Origin of the sequence: Campylobacter sp. RM12654, assembly GCF_020137585.1 — a bacterium.
In the GTDB taxonomy this organism is placed as follows: domain Bacteria; phylum Campylobacterota; class Campylobacteria; order Campylobacterales; family Campylobacteraceae; genus Campylobacter_E.
On the sequence record NZ_JACGAR010000002.1, the window covers coordinates 78,937 to 95,566 of the forward strand.

Genomic DNA, 16,630 nt, shown 5'->3' on the forward strand with positions numbered 1-16,630 from the left:
ATTTTGTAATTAGAATGTATATCTTACAACAGCGTTAATTTGATTGTCAATATTAAAATCAGCTCCGAAAGTTCTTTCGTAACCTAAGTTTAATCTTAAATTATCGTTAAACTTATAATCACCTGTTAGATTTAAGTAAAATTTATTATCTCTTTTACCTTTTATTGTTTCACTTGCTTTGCTTGATTTTGCGATTATTATAGAATCACTTGGCTTATTAACATCTATAATATAACCAGCACCTAGTCTTATATTAGCATTATCATTTACTTTAAATCCTGAGAATACTGCAGGTTTTATATGTAAATTAGAATTAGCCTTACTTGTAATGCTTATAGCATTATTTTCTAAGTTAGTTTTAGGTGTATAATCAAATATAGCTTCTATGCTAGGCTCAACATAAAATCTATTTAAATCAAATCTTTTACCAAGTTCAAAACTTGCAATAAATCCTGTCTTGCTATCTTTTAAACCTTTTAAAAGTTCTGAATTGTATTTAACATTATAATGATTTGCTTTAATTACTAAATCAGCATATAAATCATTGTTTGAAATATAGCTTGTATATAGACCAAACCCGTAATTATTTCCTTTTAAAACATCACTAGATTTAGAATTAGAAATATTAGCCATAATTCCTGTAATTACATTGCCATCTGCAAAATCATTAGCTTTATCAGCTCCAAATTGAACTTCAAATGAATTAAGTTTTACATCATCTATACTTGCGTTTGTATAATAAGCTCTAGCCCAAACGCCTAATTCCTTATCTAAACCTCTAATTTCGCCTAATCTTTTATTCATATTATTCCAAGCAAAAGTATTGATTAGATTTATTCCCTTTGAAATAACTTGAGCTTGAGCTTTAGCGTTTTTGTTGATTTTAATATCTTTTATAAAATCATCTGCTATTTGGTTTTTATCAATTGGATTTGTTACACTAGTATCTGGTTTGTTATCTGGTTTATTTTCAGGATTTGTTACACCTGTATCAGGATTTGTTACACCTGTATCAGGTTTAGAATTGTCTGGTTTATTATCAGGATTTGTTACACCTGTATCCGGTTTAGAATTGTCTGGAGCTTCAGGGCTTATACTAACTGTTTGTTTAGCTAGATTATCTAATGCAGCTTTTAAGCCTTCATTACCATTATAATCACCTGCACTTTGATTTACTAATTTACCTAGCTCACTTGTCTTATCGCCGTTTGCAATGCTAGCAATATTATTTGCATTAAGTCCTGTATCACTTACTTTGCCATTTTTTGTAGTAGTGATTGCATAGGTTAGATAATCCCCTAGCATTGCACTAGCAATATAATCATTATTTATCACATAATCACTTATTCCATCGCTAATCTTATAATCTTTAAAGAAAGTGTTTAGCTCTGCTGTTCCTGTTCCTTTTTTAAGTATTGCTAAAGGTAGGTTTGCGTTGATTTTATTTATATCTAGTTTATTATCACTCATAACATTAAGCAATACTAATTCATTGTTTGCTCCACTTGTGTTTTCTCTTGAGATTATTGCACCTGTGTAGCTTTCTTTATTTGCTCCTAGATAATAAGCTGTGTTATTTGAAGTAAGGCTATTTGCTAGAACTCTTTTTGCTACTTTTGAATTTTTTATATCTAAAGTATGTGCTCTAACACTATTTGTAGCTATTACATTATCTAAGTTTATACTACTTGTGTTTGCTATAGTTAGGCTATTCTCATTTTTTTCATCAGCAAATTCATTGTAAAAATTATCTTGGTTAATTAATGCTGAAGTTGTATAGCCTTTAGAACCTGATAATTGCATATTTATAGTGCTATTTTTAATCGTTCCTTCACCTATAATGCTACCACCAATATAATATTTATCACCAGTATCAAGCCTATCTATATCATAAGCACCTGCTCTTATAGTCTTAATAGCCTTTACCTTGCTTTGCTTTCCGCTCTCACTAGTGTTTAGGGTTAGTTTTGTAACATAAATATCATCATTGAATGTAGAGCCTTTAGAATCAAGACTACCTTTATATTTGCCAGTACCAGTAGAATCTATACCACTTACTTTACCACCAACAATACTATCAGTCAATGTTACCTTATCATAAGAATTTATTGAAGTAGTTATATTTGAATTTGTAATTCCTAGAAGTCCAGTAGATTTTATCTCTTTTATTGTAGATTTGTCAATTGTTAAATTTTTACTAACACTTATTAATCCTATATTAGAGTTTTTAATTGTTAAATCCTTGCCAAACTCTATATTTGTTACATCAGCGTGATTGATTGATCCTGTTGTTTCATAAAAATTATCTACTTTTACCAAATTATCTTTTGTCCCATTTAGATTAACATTAGAATATGATATTCCATTAATGCGTCCTCCATTTGCATCAATTGTTCCGGTAGTTTTATAAATAGAATTAACGGCAGAATTTGTTAAATCAATTTTTATTCCTTGCCCATTTTCTATGTAGTCTAAATAAGAATTTGCAGCTTTTATATTTTTAAAATTTATGATATATGAATCAACAAAACTGTTTTCAGCTATAAAATTATTTCCATTATTAAATTTTGCAGTTTCGGGATAACTTTTAATTAAAGAATTTTTTATAGTAATATTATTACTATTACTAATAGTTTTACTTCTTGAGTCCCAAAAAGAATTATCAAAACTTATAGGAAAATTTTTATTACTTAATCCTTCTGAAAAATATACATTTACATTATCAGCACTTTCTTCTGTAATATCTGTGATATTTTTAAGATTTGTCTTGTAATAATCTGGTTTTTTATTATCAAAAGGACCAAAATTATCATTAAATGGTTTATGAATATCTGGAAAAGTTTTAAAATCAAAGCTTTCCACCTTAGCTTTATCTACAACATTTATTGTTGCACCAAATAAGTTTGAAGAGATACATAGACTTGCAATTAATGAGAGTTTAAATACCCCCCCCCGTGTAAGTAAAATTTTGTTTCATAACATTCCTTTAAAAAAAAATTGAAATGCTATTATCTTAAAATCTAACTTAAAGATTAATAAATATAAATGATTTTTTTTTAAAAAATATCAATAAATTTCAATAATTATTATAAAGATTAAGGCAAATTAATTGCCTTAATGATAAGTTTTTATTTTTTAGTGCTTTTTGGGGTGCAAAGCATATTAATGTAGCGACCTTCAAATAAAGGTGCTTTATCCATATTTGCAATATCGCTAATTTCTTCATAAATTTTTAAAAGTAATTCTTCGCCTGATTGTGGATTGCTTAATTCACGACCTTTTAAAAATACTCTAAATCTAACATGCTTTCCTGATTTTAAAAACTCAATAGCGTGTTTAACTTTATAGTTAATATCATTTTGAGCAATTTTTACAGAAAGTTTGATTTCTTTAACTTCTACTACCTTTTGCTTTTTCTTAGCATCTTTTAGCTTTTTTTCTTGCTGATAACAAAACTTGCCATAGTCCATAATCTTACAAACAGGTGGCTTAGCATCTTTTGCGATTAATACCAAATCAAGCCCTAAACGATTAGCAAGTGCATTAGCCTCATCGCTACTAATTATGCCATATTGTGCTCCATCATCACCTATACATCTAACCTCTGCTAAATCTATTTCTTCATTTAACAATACATCTTTTTCTTTACTCAAAATACTACCTCGTTTTGTTTTTCTTTAATTAGTTTCAAAAATTCCTCCATTGTAAGTGTTGATTGTTGTTTAGCTCTTCTATCTCTTAAAGCTACTTGATTATTATTTATTTCTTCATCTCCGATTACTGCTATATAAGGCACTTTTAACATTTCTGCATTTCTTATTTTTTTACCTAAAGTATCGTTTTTCTCATTAATATCAGCATCAACTCCAAGCTCTAATAATTCCTTTTGTAATGCTTTTGAATACTCAATATGCTTTTCACCTACTGGTAAAATCATAACTTGAATTGGAGCTATAAAGAATGGTAATTCTCCTGCTGTATGTTCAAGCAATATGCCTAAAAATCTTTCAAAACTTCCAAGTAAAGCACGATGAAGCATTACAGGGCGTTTTTTCTCATTGTTTTCGTCTGTATATTCAAGCTCAAATCTTTCAGGTAGGTTAAAATCTACTTGAATAGTTCCACATTGCCATTTGCGTTTAAGTGCGTCTAGGATTTTAATATCAATTTTTGGACCATAGAAAGCTCCACCACCTTCATCAACTCCGTATTTAATACCTTCTTCATCTAAAGCTTCCATTAAAGCTTTTGTAGCAACTTCCCAAATCTCATCACTTCCTATTGATTTTTCAGGTTTTGTTGAGATTTCTAGTTCCCATTCAAATCCAAAAGTTACCATAATTTTTTTAGCAAAATCTAAAATCTCTTTTACTAAGGTTTTTATTTGACTTGGCATACAGAAAATATGGCTATCATCTTGAGTAAATTCACGAACTCTTAAAAGCCCGTGTAAAGCCCCACTCATTTCATGGCGATGAACCATTCCGTATTCAAAGAATTTAATAGGCAAATCTTTATAACTTCTACCTTCACTTTTATAGCAGAATACATGTCCTACGCAGTTCATTGGTTTTATTCCGTATTCTTGCTCATCAATTCTAGTAAAATACATATTTTCTTTATAGTTTGCATAATGTCCGCTTGTTTTCCAAACGCTAGAATTTAGTAATTCAGGGCCACGAACAGGCTCATAAAATCTAACTCTATGAGCTTTATATAAAATATGCTCTAATTTATTTCTAACTCTTGCACCATTTTTAAGCCATAATGGTAAGCCGCCACCAATTTGTTCGCTAAATGTGAATAATTTTAAATCATTTCCTAGTTTTCTATGGTCTCTTTTTTTAGCTTCTTCTATCATTGTTAGATAGTCTTTTAAAGCTTCTTTTGTTGCAAATGCGATACCATAAATTCTAACTAGCATTTCATTTTTTTCATCGCCGCCTAAATAAGCACCTGCTAATTTTGTTAATTTAAAATTCTTAAGCATTTTGGTGTGTGGTAAATGTGGCCCACGACATAAGTCGGTAAATTCACCTTGAGAATATGTGCTAATTTCTCCACTTAAACGACTTAAAACTGCTTGTTTTAATTCATCATTTTTAAACTTTTCGCAAGCAGCTTCATAGCTCATTGTATTTTTTATCATAGGAGAGCCTTTTTTTGCAAGCTCTTTCATTTTATCTTCAATTACTTTTAAATCTTCTTCGCTGATTTTTTCATCTACTTTAAAATCATAATAAAAACCTTCATCAACGCAAGGTCCTACGAAAAATTTAGCATTTTTATATAATTGTGTAATAGCTTCAGCTAAAAGGTGAGCACAGCTATGGCGAATGATTTCAAGTGCCATAGGACTATCATCATAGAAAATTGGCTCAAGTCCTGCTCCATCAGTGCTTAAAGTATCATAAATATTTTTATCTTTATCGTAATATCCTATTATTTCCATTATTAATCCTTTAAATTTTTATAAATTTCATTAAGATTTTTATACAAACTATCATAGTTTATATCATTTTGCTCTAGTAGTTCATATAAGATTACATTGTCTTCTTTACCATTCCAAAGTTTTTTATAAGTTCCATTTTTATAGCCGTTATCTTGGCGGAATTTATTTAAGACATTTTTACCAATGTAGATTTTATAAAGTCTTGTAAATTCTAACTCACAACTACACATTAGCTTTAAAAATATTTCTGTAATTTGCGTTATGTTTAGCTCTTTTGCACTACTTGTGTGAATTAATTCTCTTGAAAGTTCTAAAATATCATTTAAATTTTTATTTGTTTTATTGAATTTAAATTCTGAAATCGTGTTTATAAGTTCTTTTTGTTGATTTTGCATAATTGCAAGGCTTAAAATAAAATGCCAAATATCAACTAATTCAATTTGAATATTTTCTAAATCCCAACTAGCATCTATGCTTTTCCAATGTTTCCAAGGCATAGAATCAACGAGTTCAGCACATTCCATATAAATACAACGAGCAAAATCAATTAAGTGATTTTCCTTTGTATAACCTTTTTCCCAACCAATTCCGCAAGTTGCGTTATTTAAAGCTTGTTGTAAGCTTAACATATCATTAGTATATTGTAATTTCATCATCCCTTCTACATCAAAAAATATCAAAATACTAGCAAAATTATTTAACAATCAAGCGTAGTGCTAAAAATTTTTTTAACTTGTGCTTTAAAATATAAATAATCATCTTTAAAACTCACTTCGCAAATATCATTGCTTTTTGGATAAATAGTAGCCTTTTCATCAACTAATTTAAGCATTCTAGCATAATAAAAACAAGCGTTCATTCCAGTTCCACAAGCTAAAGTTTCTCCAACTCCACGCTCATAAGTTCTAACATACAAAACCCCGTCTTTAAAAGTTGCGTAATTTACATTTGCATCATATTTTTCTCTTAAATATTTAGCATTTTCTTCGTTGTAGTTTTGCACTCCATCAAGAGTTACTAGGTGTGGCACACCTGTATCAATTAGGCAAAATACATTTTGAAATTCCACTAAATTTTCGTGTATAACCTTAGCTTTCGTTAGTCTAATTTCTACAAAATCATCATCAAAAATTGTCGCCTTAATAATCCCTGCACCAGTTAAAAAACTCATATTTTTATTTGCCAAATCTTGAGTATAAGCAAAATGTGCCGCAGCTCTTGCACCATTACCACACATATTAGCTTTTGAGCCATCTTGATTGTAAAATCCCCAAGTAAAATCATAATCTTTATCATTTTTTTTGATTGCAATAAGCCCATCAGCACCTATTCCACTATGTCTATTACATAATTTTATGGCTAATTTACTTAAATAATTTTCATCTAAATTATCAGTTTGAAAAATAATAAAATCATTTCCATTTGCGTAGTATTTATGAAATTCCATGTTTTTCCTTTAGTTTTTGAATAAGTTTTAGCGAGTTATCTTTAAAATCTTCTAAATTACCATCGTTTTTGATTAAATAACTTGCAAATTTTATTTTTTTGTCTATATGTAATTGAGAATTTAATCTTAGTTTTGCTTCAAATTCTGTTAAATTATTTCTATTCATAAGTCTTGTTAAAGATAATTCATAAGGGCAATAAATCACAATTTTATTAAGCAAAAAATTATAATTGTTATTTTCAAAAAACAAGGGAATTTCTACAAAAATTATTTTATTTTTATTTTGTTTGATTTTTTTGAGAATTTCTTTTTTGATTTTTGAGTGCATTATTTTTTCTAATTTTTTCTTAGCTGTTTTGTCATTAAAAATCACATTTGCTACTGCTTGTTTTTTTTCTTTTAAGAATTTGAAATAGGAATTTGAAATATTTAATTTTTTACGAATTTGTTTCCATTTGTAGCAAAAAACTTTTGAAGAAATTTCATCAGCACTAATGCAAAATATTTCATTTTCTTTAGCAATATTTAAAAATGTAGATTTACCACAAGCAATGCTAGATGTTATTACATAAATATTTTTAAAAAATAGGTGTTTTTTTATCTTAATTTTTCTTATCAAAACCGACTCTTTTTATCATTATCATAATATTATTTTTTAGATAATTTTGTTTATTTTCTTAAGCCTAATTTTAAGGCAATAATGTATTATTTAGGTTACTTTTTAAAATTTTAGTAAGGAGGCAGCCATGGAGAACAAAAGAAGAGCTTTTCTTAAAAAAGCATTAAGTGCTGGAGCTACCTGTGCTGTTGCTAGCGTAGGTTTAAATGCAGCAACAAGTAGCGAAAATAATAGCTCTGGTGTAGTATCTGGTCGTGCAAAGAAAAAAGAAGTGTTATATACAAAGACCCTTCACTGGGAAAAATTTTATAAAATTGCATATTAATTTATAGAAAGGATTTAAATGCGTAATTTAGGTAGAAGAAGCTTTTTAAAACTTGCAGCAGTTGCAGGTGCAAGCACTACCGCATTTGGTGCGACAAACGCAACCTTAAAGGCAGATGAAAAAGTTAAAATGCCTTATGAAGGTAGTAAAAGTGTTCGCACAGTTTGCTCTATTTGTAGTGCTGGTTGTGGTATAGAAGCTGAAGTAGTAAATGGTGTTTGGGTTAGACAAAATAACGCAATAGACCATCCAATTTCACTTGGAAGTCATTGCTGTAAGGGAATTGACCAAATTGATTTAACCAAATCAAAATGTCGTGTTAAATACCCATTAAAAAGAGTTAATGGTAAATGGGAAAGAATTAGCTGGGAACAAGCTGTAAATGAAATCGGCGATAAAATGCTAGATATTAGAAAAGAAAGCGGTCCTGATAGCGTAATGTTTTTAGGTTCAGCTAAGTTTAACAATCAACAAGCATATTATTTTAGAAAATTTGCTGCATTTTGGGGAACAAACTCAATAGATCACGTAGCTAGAATTTGACACAGCGCAACAGTAGCCGGTGTGGCTAATACTTGGGGATATGGCGCTATGACAAATCACTTTGGTGATGTTGTAGGTAATACAAAATGTATGATTATGTTTGGTGCAAACTCAGCAGTTGCAAACCCTATTGGATTTAAGCATATTTTACAAGCTAAAGATAGAAATAATGCTCCTTTAATCGTAGTTGACCCTATTTTTACAAGAAGTGCAGCTCATGCTGATATTTATGTAAGAATTCGTCCAGGAACTGACATTGCATTTGTATATGGAATGTTAAATCTTATTTTTGAAAATGGTTGGGAAGACAAAGAAATAATCAAAAATAGGTCTTATGGAGTTGATTTAATTCGTGAAGAAGCTAAAAAATATACTCCTAGCGAAGTTGCTGATATTTGCGGATGTAGTGAAGAAATTCTAATTCAAGTTACAAAATTATTTGCGACTACAAAACCTGCTACACTATTTTGGTCATTAGGTATTACTCAACATTCAGTTGGTAGTTCAAATACTCGTATTTTAGCTATTTTACAATTAGTGTTAGGAAATATTGGAAAACCTGGTGGTGGAACTAATATTATTCGTGGTCACGATAATGTTCAAGGTGCAACAGATATGGGATGTTTAGCAGACACACTTCCTGCTTATTATGGCTTAGCAGAAGGTGCTTGGAAACATTTTTGCAATTTTTGGGGAGTTAGCTATGAAGATATGCAAAAACGCTTCGTAGATGATAGTGCAAATGGTGGCAAAAAATGGATGCACGAAAAAGGCTTTAGTTTATCTCGCTGGTGGCAAGGTGTTAAAGGCGTAGTTCCTTATGGCACAGATACAACTCATTCAAATGCTCCTGTTAGAGTTCTTTGGGTTCAAGGAACTGGAATTACTTCTATGGCTCACACTGTTAAAATTCAAGAAGCACTTAAAAAACTTGATTTAATAGTAGTTGCTGAACCATTTGTAAATGAAGTTGCAGTTTTAGCAGACCGCCCTGATGGAATTTATATACTTCCTGCTTCAACTCAATTTGAAACAGAAGGATATGTAACAGCTACAAATCGTTCTATGCAATGGAGAAGCCAAGTAGTAAAACCAATTTATGAAAGTAAAGAAGACCAAGAGATTATGTTTATGTTTGCTAAGAAATTTGGCTTTTATACAGAATATACTCGTGGTATGAAACTTGAACTTCAAAATCATAAATTAGTTCAGGTAATTCCTGATGATGTTGATGCAAAATGGCCTGATGATGCTACAAGAGAAATGAGTAATGGTTTATTATCAATTGGTCTTCGTGGTATTAGTGCAGAGCGTTTAAGAAAACATCAAGCAAATTGGGCTAATTTTGACCCTGATACTTTAATGGGTATTGGTGGAGATGTAAAAGGCGAATATTATGGCTTACCTTGGCCTGTGTGGGATGCAAAACACCCTGGAACTGCTATTTTATGGAACCCAAATGTGCCTTATGAAAAAGGTGGAATGGGCTTTAGAAATAGATTTGGACTTGAGCATAATGGAGTTAGTCAGTTAGCTGATAATTCATTCACTCCTGTTGGTTCTAAGGTTAAAGGTGGTTATCCTGAAATTAAAAAAGATAATATTGAGCAAGTATTTGGTATTACATTAAGTGATGAAGAAAAAGAATTAATGGGTAATTCTTGGAGCACAGATATTTCAGGAATTATATTAGAAAAATGCCGTGAAAAAAGTGCTTGTTGCTTAGGAAATGCAAGAGCTAGAACTATAGTTTGGGAATTTAGCGACCAAATTCCAAAACATAGAGAGCCAGTGCATTCACCAAGATGGGATTTGGTGCAAAAATATCCAACATTTGACGACCAAACAACTCCAAATTTCCGTGTTACTACAATGTTTAAGAGCGAGCAACAAAAACAAGACTGGAGCAAGGATTTTCCTATTATCATTAGCTCAATGCGTTTAGTAAATCTAAGTGGTGCTGGTATGCTTGAGAGAACTAGTAAGTATTTAGCTGATATTACACCTGAAATGTTTGCTAATGTTCATCCAGAGCTTGCAATGCAACACAATATTGGCGATGGAGAAATGATGTGGATACATAGCCCGCAAGGAACTAAGATTAAAGTAAAATGTATTCACAATAGAAGTGTAACTCCAGATAGAATTTGCTTACCTTACAACTTCGCTGGTGTTTTACAAGGAGTTGATTTAAGTCATAACTATCCAGAAGGCACTAAACCTTATACAATAGGCGAAATGTCAAATACGGTTACAAACTATGGTTTTGATCCAAATACACAAATTAGCGAATTTAACGCTGGACTTTGCAAGATAGAAAGGGCATAAAAATGGCTAGAATGAAGTTTTTTGTTGATAAAAATCGTTGTATTGGTTGTTTTGCTTGTCAAGTTGCGTGTTCAAGCGGACATGAAGTTCCTGTTGGTATTAAAAGAAGAAAAGTAATTACTTTAAATGATGGTATTGAAGGCAAAGAAGTATCAATGACAATAGCATGTCAGCATTGCACTGATGCACCTTGTGCTCAAGTTTGCCCTGTTAAATGCTTTTATATTCGTGAAGATGGTATCGTATTACACGATAAAAAAGAATGTATTGGTTGTGGTTATTGCTTATATGCTTGTCCATTTGGTGCTCCACAATTTCCAAGAGATGGAGCATTTGGAATTAAAGGCGAAATGGATAAATGTACAATGTGTGCAGGAGGTCCTGAAGAGACAAATAGTGATGAAGAAAGAGAGCTTTACGGACAAAACCGCATAAGCGAAGGAAGAGTGCCTATTTGTGCTGCTGTATGTGCTACAAATGCACTTTTAGTTGGAGATGAGAGCGAAGTTTCTAATGTATATAGAAAGCGTGTTTTAACTAAAAATGCAAATGTTAATTTAAGTAATATGTTTATTTAATTGAAATTAGGAGAGATGATGGAATTTTTAATTTTTGTTGGAGTTTTACTAGCTTTAATAATAGTCATTTTAATAAAGTCTATAATTATAGTATCGCAAAGCGATATTGTAATAGTTGAGCGATTAGGTAAATTTCACAAAGAATTAAGCGGAGGATTTCATTTAATCTTTCCTTTTATTGATATGGTTAAATCAATAATTACTATTAAAGAGCAACTAATAGATATAGAAAAACAACAAGTTATTACAAAAGATAATGTAAATATTTTAGTTGATGGGATAGTTTTTCTAAAAGTAACAAATGGAAAAATGGCATTTTATAATGTTGAAAATTATAAAAAAGCTATATCAAATTTAGCTATGACAACTCTTAGGGGCGAGATTGGTGGTATGTATCTTGATGATACTTTAAGTAGTCGTGATAGTTTAAATAGTGCTTTACAAATTGCACTTGGAGATGCTGCTGATAACTGGGGTGTAAAAATTATGAGAGTGGAAATTTCTGAAATTTCAGTTCCTAGTGGCATAGAAGAAGCAATGAATTTGCAAATGAAAGCTGAAAGAGAAAAAAGAGCTATAGAATTAAATGCTGAAGCACAAAAAGTAGCACTTATAAAAAACGCTGAAGCATTAAAGCAAGAGCAAGTTTTAAACGCTGAAGCAATAGAAAGAATGGCTGATGCTAAAAAATACGAACAAATTGCATTAGCTCAAGGTCAAAAAGAAGCTATGAATAACATAAATGAAGCAATGGCACAAAACATTAATGCAGCTGAATTTTTATTAGCTAAAGGCAGAGTAGAAGCATTTTTAGCTTTAGCAAAAAGTGAAAATAAAGATAAAATATTAGTTCCTTATGAAAGCACTGAATTAATAGGAGCTTTAAGTGTATTAAAAGAATTTGTAGGCAAAAAATGAGTAGCCTATATTTACTTTGTATAGGAATATTTTTAGGAATTTTAGAATTATTAGTCGGTAGTTTTTATATAATATTTTTTGCTATAGGATTTATTATTGTCGGTGCAATTAATTTAATAAAGCCATTAGATTTAGAATTACAAATAATATTAATTGCTGTTATATCTCTTGTTTTACTTATAATTTTTAAATTTTTTGTTAAAACTAAAAAAGTAGAGAATTATGACGATGATTTTTTAAATACTCAAGGCGAAGGCGTTGTTAAAAATGGTATGATTTATTATAAAGGCTCATTTTGGCAAACAACTGATAATTTAACCTTAAAAGAAGGTGAAATTGTAAAAATTGAAAAAATCCATAATAATAAAGTAAAAATCAAACAAGATTAATTTTTATAACTTTCAATAATATTTTTTAATTTATAAAATACAACCACAAACAATAATATTACATAACTTAAACCATAAATGCTACATAAATTACATAATAATGCAAATTGAAATTCTATGTTTGATTATTTTTTATAATCAAACATAATTTAAGTTATATTTAATTTATATAAATTATCATCACGACTTGCTTAGGCAAAATTATTTTTTTAAGGAGATGTCATGGCTAGACACATTACGGGGGGGGGGTATTTAAGCTCTCATTAGTTGCAAGTGCATTAATTCTTAGCACTAGCTTAAACGCTTTAGAGTTAAACAAAGCTACTCACGCAGAAGCTGAGAAAGACTACTACAAAATTACAAGTGATATTGCTGAAAATATTACTATTAAAAACTACGGAAAAGCAACTTTTCAAGAAGATATAGGTCTTAAAACAATTACAGGTGATATTGTAAATAATGGAGCGTTTTTATTAGACCATGAAGGTGGTGGCGTTCATAAAGAACACATTTTAAAAGGTAGTTTTACAAATAATAAAAGCCTAGTTGATTTTAATCGTGCTTTAATTGACCCAGAATTTACAGAAGAGAAAGTAGGTTTTTTTAAAAAACTTTTAAATACCAATAAAAACTACAAAATCAATGGTTTGATTGATGGAATTCAAATAGATCTTGCAGAAGGTAAAAAAATTACAAACAATAGTGGTTTGCATGTATCAAATATAGAAATTAAATCTGTAGGAACTACAATTGAGAATAATGATTTATTTGTTTTAGATGAAGGTGCTATTGAAAGTAGCAGTGGTGTAGCTATTAGTGGCAATGGAGATGTAATTTTACTTGAAGCTGATGTAAATGGTAGCGTAAGTGCTAAAGATTTATATGTAATGGGAACACCAGTTGGAAATGATAAACCATACATAGCAAGAGAGCCTAGTATCCAACATGGCGAACAAACAAGTGATTTATATGGTGGAGATATAACAAGCTCTAATTTAGTTAAATTTGAAACTTCTATTGTAAAAGGTAAAGTTACAGCAAATACTAAAGCAAGTGCAAATAATTCATTCTATGGCTTTAACACAACTTTTCAAGGTGCGATTGATAATCAAAACGGCAAAGCTAGATTTATCCTTTCGGACATTAAAAAGGGAGTTAAGAGTAAAGGTGATATAGAAATTTATGGAACAAAAATAAATGGTAATGTAGAAACTGATGGAAAATTCATAAGTGGAGCTCATCAAAAAGAATTAGCGAATAAGCATTTCTCAACTCTTTTAAATAGCGAAAAAATAGCAAGTGCTGAAGATATGAAGAGACTTGATGAGATAATGAATAATGAAGAAAAGTTCTTACCACTTATTAAAGCAGCAACTTCAAATTCTCATGATATTGATAGCACTACATTTTATAAAGATGCTTTAAAATATGTAGATAGTGAAGAGATGGAAACTGGAGATTTGATAGCTAATGGTGGTATTGATACAACTGGTTTTGAAATGAGTGGAGATGGGGTTGTAAAAGTTACTAAAGGCGATATAAATACTATTGTTAGTAGTTTTGAAAATACAGGCGGTGTTTATATTACAGAAGGTAATTTAAATGCTAATAACTCAAGTTTTACAAGTGATGTAAATATTGCTAAGGGCGATTTAAAAGCTTTAGGAAATTTATTAGAAGAAAAAAGAGATGAAAGTGGCGAAAGAGTAAAAGATAAAAACGGCAATCAAGAGTATAATCCTGCATTTTCTTATATTGACAATGATGATGCAATTAATACAATGTCAAGATTTGCAAATATCAATGTAAATGATGGAAATATAAGCCTAACAAATACTTATGCAGATAATATCATAGCAAACGATAAAGCTACAAGTTCTAAAACAATTACTCTTAAAAATGCAGTTATAAATAAGCTTACACACGGAACAAATCTAAAAGACGCAGAGTTTAATGTAAATGCTAATAAAGCTTTATTTAGAGAAAGAGTTACAAGCTACGGCTCAATCAATGCTGTTAGTTCATCATTTGATAAAGATGTTAAGGCTAAAAATCTAAGCTTAAGTGGTATCGTTGAAGATGTAGAAAGGCTAGATAAAGAAGCTAGAGTGTATCACGGAGAGATTAGCTATGACGCTAATATCGCAGCTTCAAATAATCTAAGCTTAACAGGTATAGAGAGTGCTTATAAATTAGATAAGAGTGCTAATACAACTCTTTTACAAGCAAAAGATATAAATATCAATAGTTCAGCTATCAAAGCTCAAGTTATAGGTAATGCTGATATTAGCGATGATTTAACTACTGGTGTATTGGCAAATCAAGTTAGTGCTGCGAATTTTTATAAAGACCCTATCTCAAAAGATTCAAGCATTAATTTAAATAACGCTATTGTATTTGGCGATATGAAAGCTGATAAATTAAATGTGAATAATTCTAAGATTACAGGTAGAATTTTAGCAAATGATTTAAATGCAAGTAATAATACATTTATTATGGGTGGCACAAACAATACATTCTTAGGCACAATGATTGCAAGAAATAGCACAAGTGGTAAGGCAAATGAAATAGGATTACTTGGTTTAAGTGTAAATAATGGCAAAGCTGATGCAACTAATCTAGCAAATCTTCCACTAGCTTTATTAAAGATTGGAAATGGAAATGCAACAGCAGAAGACTTCGTTACAAAAATCGGAGTTTATGATGGTCTAAGTGTATATTCATTAGATAAGAAAAATATCTTAAGCGGGACATTAAAGCAAGGAGATGAGGATTATATTTATTATTCAGTTGTAGCAAATCCTGTTAATGCGGCTGCAAGTAGGGCTGATGCTAGTAAGACAAGTGATAATTTTAGTGCTGATAGCAAAAGTGGTGCTGATAAGAGTATCTTAGATAATGCAAACTCAAGTGTAGGTGCAATTGCTCAACAAGCAAATGAAGTTGCAAAAGGAACTGCAAGTGATGAGGTAATGGCAAATGCTAATAAAGTTGCAAATGATACAAGCAAGATTGTAGCAAGTGAAACTAGCCTTGATAAAGCAATTGAAGAAGCGCAAACAGATATTAAAAACGCAGCAATTGAAGAAGCTATTAAAGTAGGGTCTAACATTAATGGTAATGAGATTGAACTTACTTTAAAAGGTGCTAATACTAAGGCTTTAACAGATGCAAAAAATATGCTAAATCAGACTTATTATTCTTATGTTAGTGAATGGAACAATCTAAACAAAAGAATGGGCGAACTAAGAAATAATGATGGCAAAAATGCTGGAATTTGGATTAGAAGTTTTGGTGGCGAAGGTAAGATTGATAGTGCTAAAATAAAATACTATGAAGTGCAATTTGGTGCAGATAAGCAAACTAGCACAAATTATGGAGAATTATATTCAGGTGTAATGGCAAATATAGGTCAAAGCACAAGTAATTCAAGTAATTCTAAGGTGAAAAATCACGGCATTGGTGCTTATGTTAGCTTAGTTGGTAATGATGGCTTATTTATTGATGCAACTGCAAGATATACTCATCATAAATCAACATTTAAAGATAATGTTTGGTTAGGCGATTTAAAAGATAGCGGAAGTGGATTTTTAGGTAGCGTTGAGGCTGGATATAGAATGGGAAGTGATTTTTATCTTGAGCCTAGTGCTGAATTAATCCTTGGCTATGTTCCTATGGCTAATTTAAAGGGTAATGATAAAGTTACTTTAAAAAGCGAAGGTAAATTTATGGGAGCAGCAAAAGTTGCTTTAAGTGCTGGTGCAAATATTAATGATACTTTTGGTTTAAGAGCTAGTGTTGGTGGGGCGTTTGATTTAAATAATACTCCTACTATAACTTTAAGCGATGGCACAACTACAAGAGTTGAAAAAGGCTTTAAAGATAGTCGTGGATTTGCAAGTGTAGGAGCTAATTTTAACTTAGGTAAAAATACTAAGTTTAGCTTAGATGCTGAAAAATCATTTAGTGGAAAATATAATACAAACTACAATATAAACGGAACTTTAAGATATTCGTTTTAAAAAATAGCC

General features: G+C 30.5%; 12 protein-coding genes. 6 read left to right on the forward strand and 6 right to left on the reverse strand.

Translation table 11 applies throughout. From position 1 onward, the window contains the following. Positions 1-9 precede the first annotated feature (9 nt). The 6 genes from AVBRAN12654_RS01125 to coaE form a co-directional block, all read right to left on the reverse strand. Positions 10-2,862 carry an autotransporter outer membrane beta-barrel domain-containing protein gene (locus AVBRAN12654_RS01125; RefSeq protein ID WP_336613773.1) on the reverse strand — a complete coding sequence of 951 codons (2,853 nt, stop codon included), beginning with the start codon at positions 2,860-2,862 and terminating at the stop codon, positions 10-12. A gap of 266 nt (positions 2,863-3,128) precedes the next feature. Further along, positions 3,129-3,653, reverse strand: a complete 525-nt coding sequence (infC, locus tag AVBRAN12654_RS01130) for a translation initiation factor IF-3 (protein WP_214117012.1) — start codon at positions 3,651-3,653, stop codon at positions 3,129-3,131. Further along, the gene (gene thrS, locus AVBRAN12654_RS01135) at positions 3,650-5,452 is read right to left on the reverse strand and encodes a threonine--tRNA ligase (RefSeq protein ID WP_214117010.1); all 1,803 of its coding nucleotides are present in this window, start codon (positions 5,450-5,452) and stop codon (positions 3,650-3,652) included. The genes infC and thrS overlap by 4 nt, the downstream gene beginning before the upstream one ends. A 2-nt stretch (positions 5,453-5,454) precedes the next feature. After that, the gene (locus tag AVBRAN12654_RS01140) at positions 5,455-6,105 is read right to left on the reverse strand and encodes a dUTP diphosphatase (RefSeq protein WP_442862309.1); all 651 of its coding nucleotides are present in this window, start codon (positions 6,103-6,105) and stop codon (positions 5,455-5,457) included. 44 nt (positions 6,106-6,149) lie between these two features. After that, positions 6,150-6,899, reverse strand: coding sequence for a diaminopimelate epimerase (gene dapF / locus AVBRAN12654_RS01145; protein WP_336612346.1), 750 nt, complete (start codon positions 6,897-6,899; stop codon positions 6,150-6,152). After that, a complete protein-coding gene (gene coaE, locus AVBRAN12654_RS01150; RefSeq protein ID WP_336613775.1) occupies positions 6,886-7,518 on the reverse strand; it encodes a dephospho-CoA kinase in 633 nt (210 codons plus the stop codon). Before coaE ends, dapF begins: the two co-directional genes overlap by 14 nt. Before the next feature lie 127 nt (positions 7,519-7,645). Here coaE and AVBRAN12654_RS01155 point away from each other — a divergent pair, with 127 nt between their 5' ends. The 6 genes from AVBRAN12654_RS01155 to AVBRAN12654_RS01180 all read left to right on the forward strand — a co-directional run bounded on the left by AVBRAN12654_RS01155 (position 7,646) and on the right by AVBRAN12654_RS01180 (position 16,621). Beyond that, complete coding sequence (locus AVBRAN12654_RS01155) at positions 7,646-7,843, forward strand: twin-arginine translocation signal domain-containing protein (protein ID WP_336613776.1); 198 nt, start codon at positions 7,646-7,648, stop codon at positions 7,841-7,843. A gap of 18 nt (positions 7,844-7,861) precedes the next feature. Then, positions 7,862-10,714 (forward strand): formate dehydrogenase subunit alpha, encoded by a 2,853-nt coding sequence (locus AVBRAN12654_RS01160; protein WP_214116987.1) that lies wholly within the window; start codon positions 7,862-7,864, stop codon positions 10,712-10,714. A 2-nt stretch (positions 10,715-10,716) separates the two neighbouring features. Beyond that, on the forward strand, positions 10,717-11,292 hold the full coding sequence (gene fdh3B / locus AVBRAN12654_RS01165; protein WP_214116984.1) for a formate dehydrogenase FDH3 subunit beta: 576 nt from the start codon (positions 10,717-10,719) through the stop codon (positions 11,290-11,292). A 15-nt stretch (positions 11,293-11,307) separates the two neighbouring features. Further along, complete coding sequence (locus AVBRAN12654_RS01170; protein WP_214116983.1) at positions 11,308-12,210, forward strand: SPFH domain-containing protein; 903 nt, start codon at positions 11,308-11,310, stop codon at positions 12,208-12,210. After that, complete coding sequence (locus tag AVBRAN12654_RS01175) at positions 12,207-12,599, forward strand: NfeD family protein (protein ID WP_214116980.1); 393 nt, start codon at positions 12,207-12,209, stop codon at positions 12,597-12,599. Before AVBRAN12654_RS01170 ends, AVBRAN12654_RS01175 begins: the two co-directional genes overlap by 4 nt. A gap of 647 nt (positions 12,600-13,246) precedes the next feature. Beyond that, entirely contained in the window at positions 13,247-16,621 is a 3,375-nt protein-coding gene (locus tag AVBRAN12654_RS01180; RefSeq protein ID WP_336613777.1) for an autotransporter outer membrane beta-barrel domain-containing protein, read from the forward strand. Positions 16,622-16,630 lie beyond the last annotated feature (9 nt).

What these genes read in the sequence shown, in the direction of transcription:
- thrS (WP_214117010.1), bottom strand. Translation starts at nt 5,452, where the DNA reads ATGGAAATAATAGGATATTACGATAAAGATAAAAATATTTATGATACT.
- AVBRAN12654_RS01140 (WP_442862309.1), bottom strand. Translation starts at nt 6,105, where the DNA reads ATGAAATTACAATATACTAATGATATGTTAAGCTTACAACAAGCTTTA.
- dapF (WP_336612346.1), bottom strand. Translation starts at nt 6,899, where the DNA reads ATGGAATTTCATAAATACTACGCAAATGGAAATGATTTTATTATTTTT.
- AVBRAN12654_RS01170 (WP_214116983.1), top strand. Translation starts at nt 11,308, where the DNA reads ATGATGGAATTTTTAATTTTTGTTGGAGTTTTACTAGCTTTAATAATA.
- AVBRAN12654_RS01175 (WP_214116980.1), top strand. Translation starts at nt 12,207, where the DNA reads ATGAGTAGCCTATATTTACTTTGTATAGGAATATTTTTAGGAATTTTA.
- AVBRAN12654_RS01155 (WP_336613776.1), top strand. Translation starts at nt 7,646, where the DNA reads ATGGAGAACAAAAGAAGAGCTTTTCTTAAAAAAGCATTAAGTGCTGGA.
- fdh3B (WP_214116984.1), top strand. Translation starts at nt 10,717, where the DNA reads ATGGCTAGAATGAAGTTTTTTGTTGATAAAAATCGTTGTATTGGTTGT.